Source organism: Pectobacterium peruviense (genome assembly GCF_002847345.1).
In the GTDB taxonomy this organism is placed as follows: Bacteria; Pseudomonadota; Gammaproteobacteria; order Enterobacterales; family Enterobacteriaceae; genus Pectobacterium; species Pectobacterium peruviense.
Genome location: NZ_LXFV01000002.1, coordinates 59749 through 77932, shown reverse-complemented (window position 1 = coordinate 77932; position 18184 = coordinate 59749). Strand labels below are relative to the sequence as shown.

Annotated in this window: 14 protein-coding genes; 6 read left to right on the top strand and 8 right to left on the bottom strand. The window is 50.2% G+C overall.

All coding sequences use genetic code 11. The annotated features are described in order from the left end of the window. Positions 1-264: 264 nt before the first annotated feature. Positions 265-2376: a TonB-dependent receptor domain-containing protein gene (locus A0G03_RS03040; RefSeq protein ID WP_048260698.1), complete on the top strand. Its 2112-nt coding sequence runs from the start codon at positions 265-267 to the stop codon at positions 2374-2376. A 470-nt stretch (positions 2377-2846) separates the two neighbouring features. Beyond that, positions 2847-3836 (top strand): 2-hydroxyacid dehydrogenase, encoded by a 990-nt coding sequence (locus tag A0G03_RS03035; protein ID WP_048260697.1) that lies wholly within the window; start codon positions 2847-2849, stop codon positions 3834-3836. Positions 3837-4221: 385 nt separating this feature from the next. Here A0G03_RS03035 and A0G03_RS03030 read toward each other — a convergent pair whose 3' ends face one another. Beyond that, positions 4222-5142, bottom strand: a complete 921-nt coding sequence (locus A0G03_RS03030) for an ABC transporter permease (RefSeq protein ID WP_207193806.1) — start codon at positions 5140-5142, stop codon at positions 4222-4224. Between the two features lie 71 nt (positions 5143-5213). After that, positions 5214-6725 (bottom strand): sugar ABC transporter ATP-binding protein, encoded by a 1512-nt coding sequence (locus A0G03_RS03025; protein ID WP_048260696.1) that lies wholly within the window; start codon positions 6723-6725, stop codon positions 5214-5216. Positions 6726-6991: 266 nt separating this feature from the next. On the opposite strand from A0G03_RS03025, the gene A0G03_RS03020 reads away from it, so the two are divergent. Continuing rightward, complete coding sequence (locus A0G03_RS03020) at positions 6992-8080, top strand: oxidoreductase (protein WP_048261134.1); 1089 nt, start codon at positions 6992-6994, stop codon at positions 8078-8080. A gap of 61 nt (positions 8081-8141) precedes the next feature. On the opposite strand, the gene A0G03_RS03015 is transcribed toward A0G03_RS03020, so the two are convergent. The 5 genes from A0G03_RS03015 to ptrR form a co-directional block, all read right to left on the bottom strand. Next, positions 8142-8354 (bottom strand): KTSC domain-containing protein, encoded by a 213-nt coding sequence (locus tag A0G03_RS03015; RefSeq protein ID WP_048260694.1) that lies wholly within the window; start codon positions 8352-8354, stop codon positions 8142-8144. Between the two features lie 361 nt (positions 8355-8715). Further along, on the bottom strand, positions 8716-9360 hold the full coding sequence (locus A0G03_RS03010) for a glutathione S-transferase family protein (protein ID WP_048260692.1): 645 nt from the start codon (positions 9358-9360) through the stop codon (positions 8716-8718). 164 nt (positions 9361-9524) lie between these two features. Continuing rightward, positions 9525-10385, bottom strand: coding sequence for an S-formylglutathione hydrolase (gene fghA, locus A0G03_RS03005; protein ID WP_048260691.1), 861 nt, complete (start codon positions 10383-10385; stop codon positions 9525-9527). 39 nt (positions 10386-10424) lie between these two features. Beyond that, positions 10425-11546, bottom strand: coding sequence for an S-(hydroxymethyl)glutathione dehydrogenase/class III alcohol dehydrogenase (locus A0G03_RS03000; protein WP_048260689.1), 1122 nt, complete (start codon positions 11544-11546; stop codon positions 10425-10427). A gap of 110 nt (positions 11547-11656) precedes the next feature. Then, a complete protein-coding gene (gene ptrR, locus A0G03_RS02995) occupies positions 11657-12529 on the bottom strand; it encodes a putrescine utilization regulator PtrR (protein WP_048260687.1) in 873 nt (290 codons plus the stop codon). 703 nt (positions 12530-13232) lie between these two features. Here ptrR and A0G03_RS02990 point away from each other — a divergent pair. The 3 genes from A0G03_RS02990 (at position 13233) to yeiB (ending at position 17246) form a co-directional block, all read left to right on the top strand. Beyond that, the gene (locus A0G03_RS02990; protein ID WP_048260686.1) at positions 13233-14915 is read left to right on the top strand and encodes a methyl-accepting chemotaxis protein; all 1683 of its coding nucleotides are present in this window, start codon (positions 13233-13235) and stop codon (positions 14913-14915) included. Between the two features lie 355 nt (positions 14916-15270). Beyond that, positions 15271-15933: a GTP cyclohydrolase I FolE gene (folE, locus tag A0G03_RS02985; protein ID WP_011094252.1), complete on the top strand. Its 663-nt coding sequence runs from the start codon at positions 15271-15273 to the stop codon at positions 15931-15933. A gap of 137 nt (positions 15934-16070) precedes the next feature. Further along, positions 16071-17246: a DUF418 domain-containing protein YeiB gene (gene yeiB, locus A0G03_RS02980; RefSeq protein ID WP_048260684.1), complete on the top strand. Its 1176-nt coding sequence runs from the start codon at positions 16071-16073 to the stop codon at positions 17244-17246. Between the two features lie 9 nt (positions 17247-17255). Here yeiB and sanA read toward each other — a convergent pair whose 3' ends face one another. Continuing rightward, a complete protein-coding gene (gene sanA, locus A0G03_RS02975; RefSeq protein ID WP_048260682.1) occupies positions 17256-18035 on the bottom strand; it encodes an outer membrane permeability protein SanA in 780 nt (259 codons plus the stop codon). Positions 18036-18184: the final 149 nt, after the last annotated feature.

Here is an 18184-nt window from a genome sequence, read left to right as displayed (position 1 = left end):
CGCTTCACGCTTCCCTTCATGTTGATGTGTTGATTTAAATCAAATTTATTCACCTTGATTTGTCGGGTTATTTTTCATTAACTCGATTTAATAATTGTTTTTTTAATTTAATTATTTGTTTTTAATGAATAAATAACTACGTGGTTTTGATTTTTATTGCGCATGTAAATGATTTTAATTTTCATTTACAATTATTATTTGCTCATTACAATGTGTTAAACAAAAAAACTCAATGTAAATTATTCGTTTTGAGGACACAGACGCATGGCAATAAATATAAGAAAATCGGTGGCATTGGCGCTGGTTACCATGGCAACGACACCCGCTATCGCCGCACAGGACGATACGATGGTCGTGACGGCTTCAGCAATTCAGCAGAGTTTGAAAGATGCCCCAGCAAGTATCTCTGTCATTACCGCTGAAGACTTACAGCGTGACATCGGCAAGTCCGCCACCGATCTGGCAGACGTGCTTGACCAAGTTGCAGGGATATCAAAAGGAATTGGCACCGATGTCAGTTCTGGCATCCAGATAAGGGGTATGCCAGCTGCTTATACATTGCTATTGGTTGATGGAAAACGTGTTGGTTCAAGTAATGGCGTCAAAACGACTCAGCAAAACTATTTTGACGATATTAACTGGATCCCCGTTGAATCCATTGAACGTATTGAAATCGTCCGTGGCCCGATGTCCTCTCTTTATGGCTCCGATGCTATGGGTGGGGTGGTGAATATCATCACCAAAAAGAATACCCAAGATTGGAACGGTTCCTTGACGGTAGGCACCCGCCAGCCGGAAGAATCGAATCGTGGTGATACCACTAGCTACACCGCGACGCTTGGTGGGCCGCTGGGCAATGGTTTTTCCATGCGATTAAATGGCTCATGGAATAAGAGAAACGCCGATCATACTGATACCTCCGCCCTGCGTTTTGGCTCTGGCCTTGAAGGAAAAAAACGCTATAACTATGGCGCTGAACTGACATGGGACATTAATGACAACCATCAAATCAGCGTCGGTGCGATTAAAGGTAAGGAACAAGGGATTCAGGGCACGACGGCATCGGGGAATGTTGTGAATTTGCGTGGTATCAGCGAATTGGAACGTGAAAACTATTCTTTTGATTATCGCGGGCTGTTTGATTTTGGCAGTGCGAAATTCTCCGCGTATCAGAACAAATACGAAAACTTTGCCAGCAATGTGCCTATCGTCTCGAACAACGTAACCATTGGCTCGCAAGATACTAATTTGTGGAATAAAGACCAGATTTTTGAAGGAAGTATCAGCATTCCTTTTGAGCTGCTTTTCACCCAGAACATCACATTTGGTGGGCAGTGGATGAAGGAGGAAATGTATAATCCTCGCTCCCTGGGTTCGACAGCAGGAACGTCAACTTACGGTTCACATTCTGGCCGTGCCATCAGTAAAGGGGCATTTGTTGAAGATCAGATCGATCTGATGGATGACCTGTCTCTGACATTGGGGTTGCGTTACGACGATACTAAGTACGGTAGTCAGACTACCCCTAGATCCTACCTGGTCTATCAAGCCACGGATCATCTCACGTTGAAAGGGGGCTATTCAGAAGGCTTCAAGGCACCGTCAATTCGTCAAGCGAGCTTAGGCTTCATTGAAACGTCGCAAGGCGCAGGTTGTAATGGGTATGCGGATTATACGGGCGGTGGATGCTACACCACGGGGAACGACAATCTGCAACCAGAAACATCAGAGAACTGGGAAATTGGCGCATTATTTGATTATAACAATTGGAATGCTGGGCTGACGTTCTTTGATAGCCGTTTTAAGAACAAGCTAGCTACTGCACCTGTTGGTTATATCGCGGGTGACACCTCCGGACGCTATTGGTTAGAGCGTGTTAACCTCGATTCTGCTCGTACTCAGGGTATTGAAGGGAATCTGGATATTCCTCTGGTTAGCGAACCTGTAAGCCCTTGGCTGAACAAATTAACGCTGCGCAATAGTTTTACGCGCATGATTAAAGCGGAAGACGGCAAAGGTGTGATGCTGGTGACAACACCTAAATTGACCACGTATTCCTCTCTGGATTGGGCGGTTGATGAGAAGTTGAGTTTTGCGTTATCTGCGCATTATTACGGTAAAATGCTGGGGCTTAACAGCGCTGCGGATCAGGCGTCGCGTAGCTCGACAGCGACTGCCAGAATCCGTAATTCCTACTTCATTTATGGTTTGTCCGGCCAGTACCGTGCGACTAAGAACCTGAAATTTAACGCTGGAGTGGATAACTTGTTTGATAAAGACCCAGTGTCAGCAAGCCCGTCAGGTAACGCAACGAGTGGTAATAATTATTATGTCCCAGGAAGGACATTCTATGCGTCTATGACGGCATCGTTCTAAGTTGAAACACGGTTAAACCTGTCAGTTCTTCCTTGCCGGCCAGTTGGCCGGCATTGTTTGTTAGGGCTGATATTCCTGCAATAAACTCCGTAATACATCGACAAAACCAACTGTCTATGACGCGTTTTACCGAGTCTCTGTTCTACACTACCTCTTTCTAAGCACCCTGACCTTATATCCATCAATATATATCGATACGACTCGATTTATTTTTTGTGATATTTCTGAATATTGACGATAACAATGTCGATGAATGAAATTCATTATATTAGGTATTGTTAATTGCTTTAATGCTGACTACGCTTCAGGTTACGGAGTGATGGATTTCCGATGAGGCAGGAAGTGTAACGTTATTAATACGTTCGTTGTCTTGTGTCATACAGAGAATTTAATGCATTATTTTTGTATGAGAATACCTGTCGTGATTGCCGACTGCGGAACCCTTGATATCTGCAATCGGAGATCAGTGTATGAATAGCAACCAGGGCGCGATGATGTTAAAAATTACCTTTTTGGATAAGGGCTCACTGCCTGAAACCATTTTCCTGAAAAAGACAAGTTTTAGGCGTCCACAATGTCGCCATGAATGGATTGAATATAGCTATACTTCACCCGATCAAGTTATCGCCCGAGCAAAAGACACCCACGTTATCATCACAAATAAAACGCTATTAACGCGAGAGACCTTAGCCGCGCTGCCTGCGCTGAAGTTGATTGCCGTGACGGCAACAGGAACCGACAATATCGATCTTGCGGCGGCTAAAGAACTGGGGATCACGGTCAAAAACGTACCGGGCTACTCGACGCAAGCTGTGTCCGAGCACGTTATTGCCATGATGTTCGCGTTGAAGCACAGCCTTATGGCATGGTATCGCGATCAGTTGGGCGATCGCTGGGCCAGCCAGTCGCAATTTTCTTACTTTGATCATCCGGTCAAGGATATCGCAGGCGCTACGCTGGGCATCATCGGTGCAGGTACGATTGGACGGGAAGTTGCGCGTCTGGCTCAGGCGCTGGGGATGAAGGTGATTTTTGCCGAACACCGAGGGGTATCACAGTGTCGTGCTGGATATCTGCCGTTTGAGGAGGTTCTGCGGCTGGCGGATGTGATTTCGCTCAACTGCCCGCTAAATGCGAGCACGCAGCATTTGATTAATTCAGAGACGCTCGCGTTGTGTAAGCCAACCGCGTTTATTATTAACACCGCTAGAGGCGGGCTGATTGACGAGAACGCGCTGGCAGCTGCATTGCACCAGCGTGGTATTGCTGGCGCAGCGCTAGACTGCCTGACGCAGGAGCCGCCGGAAAAAGACAATCCGCTGATGGTCGCGGCGAAAACCCTGCCTAATCTTCTGATTACTCCGCATATCTCCTGGACGTCCGCCTCATCGCTGCAATTGTTGATGGAAAAGACGGTTGAAAATATTGATGAGTATGTTCAGCAGAACGGACATAAATAATAAGGTGTAATTTGATTTCGCCGGGTATAGGGGAATATTGCCCGGCAGCGAAAGTATGATATTCATCAATTTTAATTCATTACTAAAATTGAACGTTTCATCAGGTTGAGCCTTTCACTATCGATGGTCTGCGTCATTCTCACTATATCTACCGTGAATAAAAGTGTTTCAGGTCATATGCAAAGCCAACGTATTCTCATTTGTGATTATTCCGATTCATCTCTTTGTTGTGTGAGGGAGTATTTATTTATTAATAATAACGTCAGGAAATAATAGAGCGAATGCAGTGATAGTTATTGGTGGCACAAAACGATTTAATCAGGGACGGCGTGGATGGGGGGGAATCCGCCCCGAATTCGGATGAATGGGGCGGAAGTGAGACGTGTCAGCGTTTCTGGATATACGTCATTGCTAGGGCGAGCGCCAGAACCAGACCTTTTATGATATCCATGGCGTAATAAGGCACGGAGAGCATCACCAGGCCATTCTGCAATACGCCAAGAATGACGGCACCGAGCAGTGTACCCAGTGCGTTTGGTTTTCCGGATCCCGCTAGCGAGAAACCGATGTAGGCTGCGGCAACGGCATCCATTAAATAGCCGCCCCCAGCATTGACCTGTGAGGAGCCAATGCGTGATGCGAGTAAGATGCCACCCAGCGCCGCGAGTAAGGAAGAGAATACATACGCCTGTACTCGATAACGCGCGGTGCGAATGCCCGCCAGTCGAGCGGCTTCCGGGTTGCCACCGATGGCATACATCCGGCGGCCGTGCTTGGTAAGTGACAGATACAGCTGCACCAGCACCGTTACCGCCAGCATGATGACAACAATCACTGGCACCTGGCCCAATGTGGCAAAGAACTCAGGAATAACACCTTCCGCCATTTCGCCGCTGGGCAACACCATGTTTTGCGTGATGGAACCGCCATAGCTGTACGTCATCGCCACGCCCTGAATAACGAACAGACTGGCGAGCGTTGCGAGCATGTCAGGAATCTTCAGCACGACGATGAGAAAAGCGTTGAATAGCCCGACCAGCGTACACAGCAGGAGCGTCAGGACAATTGCGCCGGTGGTGCCGAATCCATGCCAGACAAAAAGGGAAATAACCAGTGCATTGGCCAACGAGGCTGTTGATCCTACGGAAAGGTCAAATCCGCCTACGGACAGTGAAATGGAGACGCCAATCGCAATCACCGTGACGATGGCGATAGAGCGCAAAATATTGATGATGTTATAGGGGTCGAGAAAATTTTCCGACGCGAGTCCAAAGAGTGCAATCAGCGCGACGACGGTAATCAGCATGCCCCACTTATAGAGAAACTCGAAAACGTGGTGACGGAAGGGGATCGCCCCGTTAGATGAAAGTGGGTGACTCACGCGGGAGTTCCTCCAGTTGAATATAAAAGTAGGGTTTCTTCGTCAATCTCAGCAGCGTTCAGCTCTGCGACAATCCGGCCATCCCATAGCACGCAGATGCGATCGCAAAGCCCGACAAGTTCGGAGAACTCGCCCGACGCATAGATGATGCCTTTGCCTTGTCGGGCGAGGCCGTCAATCAGCGTGAACAGATCCTGCTTGGCCTTGATATCGACGCCTTTGGTGGGTTCATCAAAAATCAGAACATGTGCTTCACTGCGTAGCCACTTGCCGATGGCCACTTTTTGTTGATTCCCACCCGACAGACGTGCGAGCTTTTGCGCTGGGCCGGTGGTGCGAACGGCAAGCCGCTCAACAATCTGTTTCGCCCAGCGCAATGCCTTGCCACGGCTGAATACACTCCAACGGGAAAAGCTGTCGGTGGCGGTGATGCTGAGATTCATGGTGACAGATTCATCAATAAAAATGCCTTCCTTGCGCCGCTCTTCAGGCACTAGCGCCAGACCTTGCTCGACGGATTGGTGAGGCGAATGCGGTTGCCAGGGTTTGCCGCGATATTCTCCCTGCGCGATCTGGCAAGGTTCTGCGCCGAACAGCGCTTTGCACAACTCGGTTTTACCCGCACCGGCCAGCCCGGCAATGCCCAGAATTTCCCCTTTGCGTAGCGTGAGCGAGATATTGTGCAGCAGCGTCTCGTCGTGTAAACCGGTGACCTGAAGCAGCGTCTCTTCTGAAGGTGCGGTACGGCGTGGTGGGAAGATATCGTCAAGCCGATGCCCCAGCATTCTCTCTACAATCTCTTCGCCGCTTAGCCCCTGCATCGCGCCGCTGCTGACAAACTCGCCGTCACGTAAAACGGTCAACGTATCGCAGATTTCACTCAGTTCATGAATACGGTGGGAAATAAACACGATCCCGATGCCATCGGCCTGTAAGCGACGAACCACTTGAAAGAGACGCGCGCTTTCAGCCTGATCCAGCGGGGCGGTGGGTTCATCTAAAATCAGGAAGCGACACTCGTGGGATAGTGCGCGGGCGAGCAGGATTTGCTGTTTCTCAGCTAACGAGCAGGTATCCAGACGTTGCCGAACATTAAGGTGAACGCCGAGCTGGTCAAGCAGTGCCTGTGCTTGACGGTATATCTGCGGCCAACTCAGTAGATGTCCATCCTGCGCCAGCGTATCCAACATAATGTTTTCCGCCACGGACAGCGTGGGAACCAGCGCGACATCGACTTCCTGTTGCACCAGATGAATGCCGTACCGCTTGGCATCGCGTGGCGAATGGACATCGACCTGCTTGCCATTAATCAGAATATCGCCCTGATAGTGATCGTAAGCACCCGACAGGATCGTCATCAGCGTGGATTTACCTGCGCCGTTTGCGCCAGTCAGAGCATGAATCGAACCACCTTCCAGTGTGAAATTAACCTGCTTGAGGGCGTGGAAACCAGAAAAGGAGATGGAAATGTTGTGCATTTCCAGTCGGCTTTGGGAGGTAGCGGTCATGGTCGGTGATGCTCTTGGCGGTCAAGGTCATGAAATAACGGAAAAGAAAGGTAGCATACATCCCAGAGAATTTAATACAGCTTCACGTGTTTGAGAGTCGTAGGCTATGAACGAAAAGGCATAAATTAAATAAAAAAGTTCTTAATCAGCCGCAGGCAAGTGAATAAGATGGGATTATCAACACGGTAACGCAACAGATTCAACTACCAGGCAAACATAAGATAAGAGCCGTGCTCAAGATGAAAGGCGGCGAGGAATATTCAAACATGCACACAACGACAGTTCGCGTACAGGTTGGCCCTGCCAACTATTTTTCCTTCCCCGGCGCTATCGATAAGTTGCTGGAGTTTTACCCGCCAGAGGTGCTGAAAAACGCGCTGTGGATTTACGGTGAGCGGGCGATCGCCGCGGCTCGGCCCTATTTACCAACCGAATTCGAGGCACCTTCAGCCCGACGCGTTCAGTTTAGTGCGCATTGCAGTGAGGGAGAAGTCGCAAAACTGGTGGCGCAAGCGGGCGATGAATGTCAGGTCGTCATTGGGGTCGGCGGTGGGGCCGTGCTGGATACCGCGAAGGTCGCTGCGCGTCATATCGGCGTGCCGCTGGTGGCCATTCCGACTATTGCGGCAACCTGTGCAGCCTGGACGCCGCTGTCTGTCTGGTATAACGATGCTGGACAAGCACTGCGCTTTGAAATTTTCACCGATGCCAACCATCTGGTGTTGGTAGAGCCGCGGGTTATGCTGGCGGCCCCGGTGGAATACCTACTGGCAGGGGTCGGTGATACGCTGGCGAAGTGGTATGAGGCTGTGGTTCTCAGCCCCCAGCCTGAAACGCTGCCTCTTTCTGTGCGTCTGGGCTTACAGACTGCACTGGATATCCGCAATGTCTTGTTGCAACAAAGTGCGTCCGCGTTAGAAGCCGTCAAACGTGGCGAGTTGACGCAGGATTTTCTGGATGTGGTGGATGCGATCATTGCCGGGGGCGGCATGGTCGGCGGGTTGGGTGAGCGATACACTCGCGTGGCGGCGGCGCATGCGGTTCATAACGGTTTAACGGTGTTGCCGCAAACCGAACGCTTTCTGCATGGTACCAAAGTGGCTTATGGCATTCTGGTGCAAAGCGCCTTGTTGGGCGATAGCGAAACATTGCACCAGTTGAAAGCGGCGTTTAAGGTGTTTGGTTTACCTACATCGCTGGCTGAGTTGGATGTGGATATTCACGACCGCGCTGCGCTTCAGGCCGTGATTGCTCGTACTTTGCAAGCGGGGGAATCCATTCATTATCTGCCACTGGCGCTAAATGAAGACGTCTTGCTGGCAGCGTTTAACACCGTTGAGTCGAGCAGGGAATAACTCGTAGGGAAGAGGCGGAGAGAATTCTCCGCCCTTAAAGACTATTCTTTATCTTTAAAAACTACTGTGTTTTCTCGTAGGGGAATGAATTTTTGATATAGCTGGCGTAGTAACGGTACTTCGTTTTGCTTGCCATCAGCTCTTCATAAATCATGCGTGCTACACCGTTGTACAGATAGATGCTTCCGTTCAGTAACTCGACTTCTAACTGACTCTTTTCTGCATCGTATCCGACTGAAAACAACTCTGTTGATGAAACTCGTTTTCTCTGCAAAATTAATCACTCCCAACGTATCAATACCGCATCCTGACGATATACCACCTTTCGAGCCTTCTAGCCATATCGTGTTATATACCCGTAATACTTCAAGCTGCATGTGCGTTGGCTGCGTTCAAATACTCGGCCCGTCGTGGGCCTCGCCCTAAAGGGCCAACGTTTTGCGTTGTTCAAAATGCTAACGCTTGATCCTGCAACTCGAGTTATTTGGGGTATAGCTCGAAATATATCTGTGTTAGATAGCAGCATATCTTTATTAGATCATGAATAATCAGTAAACGCTCACAGAATTTCTGCTCTGTCGCTTATCAGGTGGCCTGTTGTTCGTTGTCGATAAGGGGACATCCCGATCGCACTATTAATCCTGAGCAAGCGCTCGTTGAAATGCGGGCTGGCTTTCTATCCGCTCAATGTATTGCTGAATGTGTGGGTAGCGGCTGAAATCGAGACGCGTTTTCGCCAAAATCAGCGGCACGGCCATTTGGATATCGGCACCGCTTAATGACTCTCCTGCAAACCAATCTTGTTGACTCAGATGCTGTTCGATGAACTGAAGCTGAATAGTCAATCGCGGCACAATAAAGGCATGTTCAATGCTTTGCACAATTTTGCGTGCTATCGGGCGGATGAAAAACGGCATCGGTGCGGATTCTGTTTTCGCCAATACCAGACGCATCACCAGCAACGGCATGAACGAACCTTCAGCAAAATGCAGCCAAAAGCGATAATCCAGCAGCGCTTGCCCGCTCTGTGGGCGAAACCTGCCATTGCCATAAGTCTCAATCAGGTATTCCACAATGGCTCCGGATTCGGCAATGGTCAATTCGCCATCGGTAATCACTGGCGATTTCCCTAGCGGGTGAATCTGCTTGAGTGATGCTGGAGCGCTAAACGTTTTGGGGTCACGCGCGTAACGAATGATTTCATAGTCAACGCCTAGCTCTTCCAACAGCCAGGTCGCGCGAGTTGAACGGGATTTCTCGAGGTGATGAACGTGTATCATCCGTTGCTCCTTTTTGTTTGTCTTGGTTCCGGTAATGGGGGCGGGGCAGGTGTGTAATCGAATATTTTAATGCGACTGCGTTCTAACAGGAAAGAGAAACAGCGCTCAGGGCGTACCTGAGCGCTGTTCTCAACGAGATAAGCATAGCACCATAATTCGAACAACTATCGTGCGGACAACGCTTCTTCAAACAAATACTGAGCGTGGAAGCGCAGGTGATCTTCGATGAAACTGGCGATGAAGAAATAGCTGTGATCATAGCCGGACTGTGTCCGTAGTGTCAGCGGCCACGCATACTGGCTTGCCAATTCTTCCAGTTTTGCGGGTTGTAACTGGTCGGGGAGAAACTGATCGCAATCGCCCTGATCGACCAATATTGGCAGTTTCTTCTGACTATTTGCCAGCAAATGGCAACTGTCATACTGCAACCACTGTGTTTCATCCTCGCCGAGGTAAGCGGTCAGCGCCTTACGCCCCCACGGAACCTGGCTTGGGTTAACGATCGGTGCGAACGCCGATGCAGACAAGAATTGCTCTGGGTTACGTAGCGCCAGCATCAGCGCACCGTGGCCGCCCATCGAATGTCCACTGATGGACTGGCGGTTATTCACGTTAAAATGCTGCTGGATCAGCGCTGGCAATTCCGTGCTGATGTAGTCATACATCCGATAGTGTGCCGCCCAAGGAGCCTGAGTGGCATTCACATAGAATCCCGCCCCCTGTCCCAGATCGTACCCAGCATCATCCGCGATGCCATCGCCGCGTGGGCTGGTGTCCGGCATCACCAGAACCAGACCCAGCTCGGAGGCAACGCGCTGTGCGCCTGCTTTCGTCGTAAAGTTTTCGTCGTTACAGGTTAACCCAGACAGCCAGTAAAGCACGGGCGGTGGGGTGTCATCCTGTGTCGGTGGCAGATAAATGCTGAACGTCATGGCGGTGTTCAGCGTTTCTGACACATGGCGATAGCGCTGTTGCCAGCCGCCAAACATACGGTGTTCTTCCAGCAGTTCCAGTGATGAGTTCATCGCTGTACAGCCTCCTTTTTATTCCTGACAGTGGCTCAATTAACCGAAATGAATCACAGAGCGAATCGATTTGCCTTCGTGCATTAAATCGAATGCGGTGTTGATGTCGTCCAGCCCCATGGTGTGGGTGATGAAGTCATTCAGCGGGAATTCGCCTTTCAGGTAACGATCGACAATGCCCGGCAGTTCGCTACGGCCTTTCACGCCGCCGAAAGCAGAACCGCGCCATACGCGACCGGTTACCAGTTGGAATGGACGTGTTGCGATTTCTTCGCCTGCACCTGCCACACCGATGATGATGGATTCACCCCAGCCTTTATGGCAACACTCTAGTGCGGAACGCATGACGTTAACGTTACCGATACACTCGAAGGAGAAGTCCACGCCGCCATCGGTCAATTCAACAATGACGTCCTGAATAGGCTTATCGTAATCTTTCGGGTTAAGCAGATCGGTGGCACCCAGTTTACGTGCCAGATCGAATTTGCTGGTGTTGAGATCGATACCAATGATGCGACCTGCACCAGCCATTTGCGCGCCGATAATCGCCGACAAGCCAATGCCGCCGAGGCCAAAAATAGCAACCGTATCGCCTGCTTTAACTTTTGCGGTATTCAGCACGGCACCCATACCGGTGGTGACGCCACAACCCAGTAGGCAGACTTCTTCCAGTGGCGCTTCTTTATTCACTTTCGCCAGTGAAATTTCAGGCACGACAGTGTGCTCGGCGAAGGTGGAGGTTCCCATGTAGTGGAAAATCGGCTGACCATTTTTAGAGAAACGGGTGGTGCCGTCTGGCATCAAGCCTTTTCCCTGCGTGGAGCGAATAGCCTGACACAGGTTTGTTTTGCCGGATCGACAGAATTTACATTCGCCACATTCCGGGGTGTAAAGCGGAATGACGTGGTCGCCAACGGCAACGCTGGTCACGCCTTCGCCAATCGCTTCCACAATCCCGCCGCCTTCATGGCCGAGAATTGCTGGGAATACACCCTCAGGATCTTTACCTGACAGCGTATAGGCATCCGTGTGGCATACGCCAGTGGCGACGATGCGTACCAGTACTTCACCTTTCTGAGGTGGCATTAGATCCACTTCTTCAACCGACAGAGGTTGGTTTGGACCCCAGGCGATGGCGGCGCGGGTTTTAATCATTTGCATGGTGGTGGCTCCTAATGGCATACCGTTATGGATTGTAAGTTGACTGATAGGACGTCGATGTTCATCACTATGTCGTCTCTATTAAATGGTGCTTTGCTGAAAATAAATGTTCATTCCGACTGAGCGGATTGCTCAATAATGAGCTTTTTAAGCGCCTCGACATTCGGGCCGAAAGCGTCGCGCCGCCATACCAGCCAGGTTGATGCGGTTGCGATATCGGGTGGTAATTCATGTACCTGAACGCGTGCGCTTGCGGACAGTGATTCGAGGACGGCATAGGGCAGCATAGCCAGTCCAGCACCGCTGGCTACACAGGCAAGCATGGCGTGATATGAGTGGATTTCCATGATGGTGCCGGGCACCACGCCATCCTGGCGGAACCAGTTTTCTAAGCGTTTTCTGTAGGAACAGCTGGGGCGAAAGGCAAACAGCGTATCGTGACTGGCATCTCGTGCATGGGTAATCGGCGAGTGCGAAGGATCGGATATCAGCACTAATCGTTCCGCAAAACATGAACAACCATTCAGTTCATCGTACACGACGGGGCCATCGACTAACGCCGCTGCCAACGTTCCTGCCCGAACGCGCTCAATGATTTCCCCTGATGTACCGGTATTCAGGGACAGAGAGACATTAGGGTAGCGCTGATGGTAAGCCGCTAATAGCGTGGGCAAGCGGGTTGCCGCCGTACTTTCCATCGAGCCTAACGAGAAATTACCTGCGGGTTCACCCGTGCGCGTCATGCTGATCGCTTCCTCACTGAGCGCCAAAATGCGCTGTGCATAGCACAAAAAATTGTGCCCGATCGGCGATAAACGCAGGCGCTGTTTCTCCCGAATAAATAGGTCGGTGCCTAGTTCCAGCTCTAGCTGGCGTAACCGCGTTGTCAGATTTGAGGGCACCCGATGAAGCTGTTCAGCGGCGCGTGCGACGGATCCCGTTTCGGCGACGAGACAGAACATGCGGAGTTGGGTCAAATCCATAGCTTTCTCTTTTTGTAATGAACTGATGTTTGATTATTCACTTTTTGTGAAGTGTAGCGGCAAGCTGTGCATTTCGCAACTGGTGTGGAACACGCAGATAGCGAACGCAACCTAAATCTGGCGCGTTGAAACATGCCTGAATGATGAAAATTACGGGCGTAATTATCATCAAGATTAATATCTGGATTTAGAAAATGTAGAAAGCGATAAAATGATCGCGGCCTGAATTAATAGCACCACAATCAACTATTGCAGCGAATAGGGGCATATTTCCTAGCAGAAGAGACTCGAATGAAAAAATAAGAATAATCACAGAAAAATAAAATCGTATTTCCTCCTGACACAATAGCGAAGGAGGGAAAATAAATAGACAATTAAAATAAACAGTTAAATGTATAAGTAAATAGTTGTAACTGAGCAATAGCCAAAAACTATCGCAATTCTTCATTTTGATCGCATTTGTTGATGCAAGGGCGTAAAGTGCCCGGCTAAAGTGCCGATAATGTTAATGTATGGTAGGAATACCTTATCGTTATTGTAAGGAAGTGTATCTTTTGGTCATTAAAGGAAAATAACTCTAACTAATGAGAGTCTTAGCTCTTCATTAAATGACGTAACACCCGGCGTATTTCCAATTAAAAATGTGCAGCCATCTTGTAGAAAGCGCAGAGGAAAATCGCCAGATAATTTATAGGAGTCTTCTGTGAATTTTTTAAAAAATATCACCATCAGGGCAATGCTTTTAACAATATTGGGGCTGTTTTTGGTTGTATGGGGTGGAGCATCTTTCTTTACCTCTACCTCATTAAGCAGCATGACTAAACTATTGGAGTCCGGCGAAGCTCAGCGTAAAAACGTAGAGATGCTGGTAAAAGGCAATGACCAGTATTTTCGTACGGTTACTCGCTTGTTGCGTTCGATGGATTTTCAGCAAACGGGCGAAACTGCGGAAGCAGAAAAAGTATTTACGTCAGCAACAGCGGCGTTTAAAAACACATCAGATCAACTGGCTGTGTTTAAAGCTGCTGGACATGTCGGCGTCGATAAAGAAACAGCAGACAATATGATCGCGGCGTGGGCACAATTGCTGGATAACGGGTTGACGCCAATGCTGAATGCCGCGCGTGATAATCGTCAGGAGGAGTTTCGTCAGCTTTTCCGCAAAGCGTACCCGCCGCTGAGTGTGGCGTTTGGCGGCAATATGGAAAAATATCAGACTGCGATTATGTCGTCGTCAGAGACGTCAATGGATGAGGTCTACGGCCTGGTTGATTGGAGTAATCGTATTCTGCTGGGCGCGGCGGTTCTTGGGCTGCTTATCCTGCTGTTGACGGATCGCTATCTGGTTCACTATCTGGTCAAACCGTTAAATATGATCAAAGGCTATTTCCAGGTTCTGGCAGCCGGGCAGCTCGGTCACCCGCTTGACGAGTTTGGTCGTAACTGTGCTGGGCAATTGATCCCTTATCTGAAAGAGATGCAGGGAAGTCTGGTTAATACGGTTTCCATCATCCGCGACAGCTCTGCATCGATTCATCAGGGCTCGAGTGAGATCAAAAGTGGCAACAACGATCTGTCCGCACGCACCGAACAGCAGGCAGCCGCACTGGAACAGACTGCTGCCAGTATGGAAGAACTGAGTGCGACGGTGAAACAGAATGCCGATAACGTTCATCAGGCGACGAAGCTAGCGCAGGACGCTTCTGTAGCGGCGAAAAAAGGCGGTGAGGTCACGGCAGATGTAATGGCGACGATGGCGAGTATTACGACAAGCTCGAAGAAAATTGCAGACATCACCAGCGTGATCAACGGTATTGCCTTCCAGACCAATATTCTGGCGCTGAATGCGGCAGTAGAAGCAGCCAGAGCGGGTGAACAAGGTCGCGGCTTTGCGGTCGTTGCAGGTGAAGTCCGTAATCTGGCGCAGCGCAGTGCTCAGGCGGCGAAAGAAATTGAAAGCCTGATTGCGGAATCGGTTCAACGCGTCAACATGGGATCCAATCAGGTCACACAGACTGGCGAAGCGATGGATTCCATCATTTCTGCGATTACTCGTGTGAACGATCTGATGGGTGAAATTGCATCGGCGTCGGATGAACAGAGTCGCGGTATTAGCCAAATTGGTCTTGCTGTTACCGAGATGGATGGCGTTACGCAACAGAACTCCGCGCTGGTTCAGGAATCTGCCGCCGCCGCTGCATCTCTGGAAGATCAGGCTCGTCAGTTGACTGAAGCCGTATCGGTGTTCCAACTGTCGGCCGCAGAGGCACCTCGTCGTCCTCAACAGCATCTGGCGGAGAAAGCGCCAGCAGCGCAGAAACCGATGTTACTCGCGGCCGCTGGCGGTAAGAAAGGCAACGCCAACGACAACTGGGAAACCTTCTGATAATTTCATGACAAACGGCATCGGGACAATGACGGCCGCAAAAATCAGGTAATTCATCGTTAAAAGCACTGGGATGATTTTCTCAGTGCTTTTTTATTTATCGCTGAACATTTATTACTGAACATTGGTGACTGGGGCATCTATTCACTACTGAGTGGGGTTTCTGAGTGTATACGAGCCGGTACGTGTTACTACGCACGGGCAGCACCCGCTGCGTTTGATAACTTGAATCTATTTCAACAATCATGACATACAATCGCTGGATAATCGTTACTCTCTCAACTAGAGTGTTGACGGCGCTAGGGTCTGACCGAGACCGAGCGATAGGCATAGCTACACCTGCAGGAGAATAATAATGTCATCACTAAGTAAAGAAGCCGTTATGGTGCACGAAGCGTTGCTGGCTCGCGGTCTGGAAACGCCGCTGCGCGGGGCGTTGTTGGATCGGGATACGCGTAAGCAACGTATTGCCGAGCATATGACGGAAATTATGAATTTGCTGAGCCTCGATCTGGGCGATGACAGTCTGGCTGAAACACCGACGCGTATCGCCAAAATGTACGTTGATGAAATATTCTCCGGTTTGGACTATGCCAACTTCCCCAAAATCACCATCATTGAAAACAAAATGAAGGTCGATGAAATGGTCACCGTGCGCGATATCACACTGACCAGCACCTGCGAACACCATTTCGTGATGATCGATGGGAAAGCTACGGTGGCGTATATTCCAAAAGATGGCGTCATTGGCCTGTCGAAGCTCAACCGAATCGTTCAGTTTTTCTCTCAGCGCCCTCAGGTGCAGGAGCGCTTAACTCAGCAGATTTTGGTCGCACTGCAAACGCTGTTGGGAACCAACAATGTTGCGGTCTCGATTGATGCGGTGCACTACTGCGTGAAGGCTCGCGGTATTCGTGATGCGACTAGCGCCACGACCACGACATCGCTCGGCGGGTTGTTTAAATCCAGCCAGAACACGCGTCAGGAATTCTTGCGCGCGGTACGTCACCATAATTAAGCCCCTCTTATTGGCGATGATGAAGGAAATACACGTTGTCATCGCCACATTGATCGCCGCTAAATCAGTAAGCATCTTCGCTTTTTCCCCGTCTGTGCATACAATCGCTACTTCGATGCTTTGAAAATGTAATTTGTATGCCTTCTCACACTACACCGTCACCTCAGTTGCCACCCTCGCGGATCGTTGCGCTAGATTTCGCGCGTGGCATCGCTATTTTGGGCATTCTACTGCTGAATATTACGGCGTTTGGTTTACCGCACGCGGCATACCTGAACCCGGCCTGGCAGGGACAAGCGACATTATCTGATGCTTTAACCTGGGCGGCGATGGATCTGATCGCGCAGGCGAAATTCCTGACGCTATTTTCTCTTCTTTTTGGTGCGGGGTTACAGCTTCTACTTTCGCGGGGGAAGCGCTGGGTACATGCACGCCTGTTCTGGTTGATGGTCATCGGGCTGATTCACGCCATTTTTCTGTGGGATGGCGACATTTTGCTCGACTATGCGCTGATTGGGCTGGTGTGCTACGGCATGATTCGCCATGCGGAGAGCAGCCGATTGCTAATGCGTACTGGGGCGGTTCTGTATCTGGTGGGGATCGGCGTGTTGTTTGTGCTGAGCCAGATTCTGAGTCTGCAACCGGGGAGGTTCTGGCTGCCAGGTATGGCGGATGTCACCTATGAGGCTTACTGGCGGGCGTTAGGTGGACCGGTAGCGTGGGGAAATCGCGTTGATCTGCTAACAGAAAGCCTGTTATCACTTGGCGTACAGTACGGCTGGTTACTGGCGGGATCGATGTTGCTAGGCGCAGGGTTGATGCGCAGCGGCTGGTTGAAAGGTGAGTTCAGTACAGCCCATTATCGTAAGGTTGCCCTGTGGCTGATCCCGCTGGGCGTGGCAATTAACAGTATCGGCGTAGTGGGACAGTGGCTGGTGGGCTGGGAGTATCGCTGGAGCGGGCTGTTATTGCAGATCCCACGTGAGTTGAGCTCACCCTTACAGACGATAGGGTATCTTGCGCTGTGCTATGGATTTTGGGCCACGCTGTGTCAGTGGCGCATCACATATTGGATTACAAATATCGGGCGTATGGCGCTAACCAACTATTTGCTGCAAACGCTGATTTGCGTGGCGTTGTTTAACCAGCTTGGCCTGTTTATGGCCTTCAGCCGCCTGCAACTGCTGGCGCTGGTTCCCGCTATCTGGGTCGTCAATCTGGTCTTTTCCCATTACTGGCTACGTTATTTCCGTCAGGGGCCGCTCGAATGGCTGTGGCGTAAACTCACCAATGCGATAGGGAAAGCCGCGTAGAAAAATACGCTACGGAGTGACTTTCTCGTTCTGCGGCGTAGGTTCCGATGCGGTTCTCGTCGGTTGGTAAGGTTTAGTCTGATTCACTGGCGAGGTCAGCACCTGTTCCGGCAGAACGGCAGGGTAGTCTGGTGCATCTTCAGGGATCTTATGTTCTGCTGGAATCGGCACCTGCGGTCCTAAAAAGCGCGGCTCGCGTTTGAGAATATACAGATCGAACAGCGCACCCAGACGAGCACCAAATTCACGAACTCGCACGGTCATCATATTTTTGGGGGAAGGTACGGCGTAACACTGGGCCTGAATACCGAGGTGTAGCGCGATAAATAGCGCACGCTCGCAGTGGAAACGCTGGGTGATGATGGTGAAATCATTGGTATCAAAGACCTTGCGCGTCCTGACGATGGAATCCAGCGTGCGGAACCCCGCGTAGTCGAGCACGATGTCTGAAGGTGGGACACCCGCAGCAATCAAATCACGGCGCATCGTCATCGGTTCATTGTAACTTTGCAGCGCGTTATCGCCGCTTAATAGCAGATAGCTGACTTTACCGCTGTTGTAGGCGTTAATCGTCCCTTGCATACGGAACAGATAATACTGATTGATCACGCCAGTACGGTAGTATTTCGCTGTCCCCAATACGACGCCAACCTGACGTTTCGGCAGGGTCTGAAGCTCATCGTAAATAAAGGGCGCGGTTTTCCAACTGATCCAACGATCGAGGGCAAAAGCAGAGAGCAGCAGCACGCCAATGAGGGCTAACAAACCGAATGTCAGGCGTTTCCACATGCTTATGCCTCGGGTAAGGCTAGTAAATTAATCATGCCTCAAGGCTACTTTACCTGACAGGGGGACGCAAGATGCAGGCGAGGAACGGGCGGTTTGTTGATTGAATTTTCAGCATTCAGCCCGATATGGCATGAAAATAAAACGCCAGC

Coding starts and splice junctions, on each gene's coding strand:
- A0G03_RS03040 (WP_048260698.1), top strand. CDS start 265: ATGGCAATAAATATAAGAAAATCGGTGGCATTGGCGCTGGTTACCATG.
- A0G03_RS03035 (WP_048260697.1), top strand. CDS start 2,847: ATGAATAGCAACCAGGGCGCGATGATGTTAAAAATTACCTTTTTGGAT.
- A0G03_RS03030 (WP_207193806.1), bottom strand. CDS start 5,142: ATGCTGATTACCGTCGTCGCGCTGATTGCACTCTTTGGACTCGCGTCG.
- A0G03_RS03025 (WP_048260696.1), bottom strand. CDS start 6,725: ATGACCGCTACCTCCCAAAGCCGACTGGAAATGCACAACATTTCCATC.
- A0G03_RS03020 (WP_048261134.1), top strand. CDS start 6,992: ATGCACACAACGACAGTTCGCGTACAGGTTGGCCCTGCCAACTATTTT.
- A0G03_RS03010 (WP_048260692.1), bottom strand. CDS start 9,360: ATGATACACGTTCATCACCTCGAGAAATCCCGTTCAACTCGCGCGACC.
- fghA (WP_048260691.1), bottom strand. CDS start 10,385: ATGAACTCATCACTGGAACTGCTGGAAGAACACCGTATGTTTGGCGGC.
- A0G03_RS03000 (WP_048260689.1), bottom strand. CDS start 11,546: ATGCAAATGATTAAAACCCGCGCCGCCATCGCCTGGGGTCCAAACCAA.
- ptrR (WP_048260687.1), bottom strand. CDS start 12,529: ATGGATTTGACCCAACTCCGCATGTTCTGTCTCGTCGCCGAAACGGGA.
- folE (WP_011094252.1), top strand. CDS start 15,271: ATGTCATCACTAAGTAAAGAAGCCGTTATGGTGCACGAAGCGTTGCTG.
- yeiB (WP_048260684.1), top strand. CDS start 16,071: ATGCCTTCTCACACTACACCGTCACCTCAGTTGCCACCCTCGCGGATC.
- sanA (WP_048260682.1), bottom strand. CDS start 18,035: ATGTGGAAACGCCTGACATTCGGTTTGTTAGCCCTCATTGGCGTGCTG.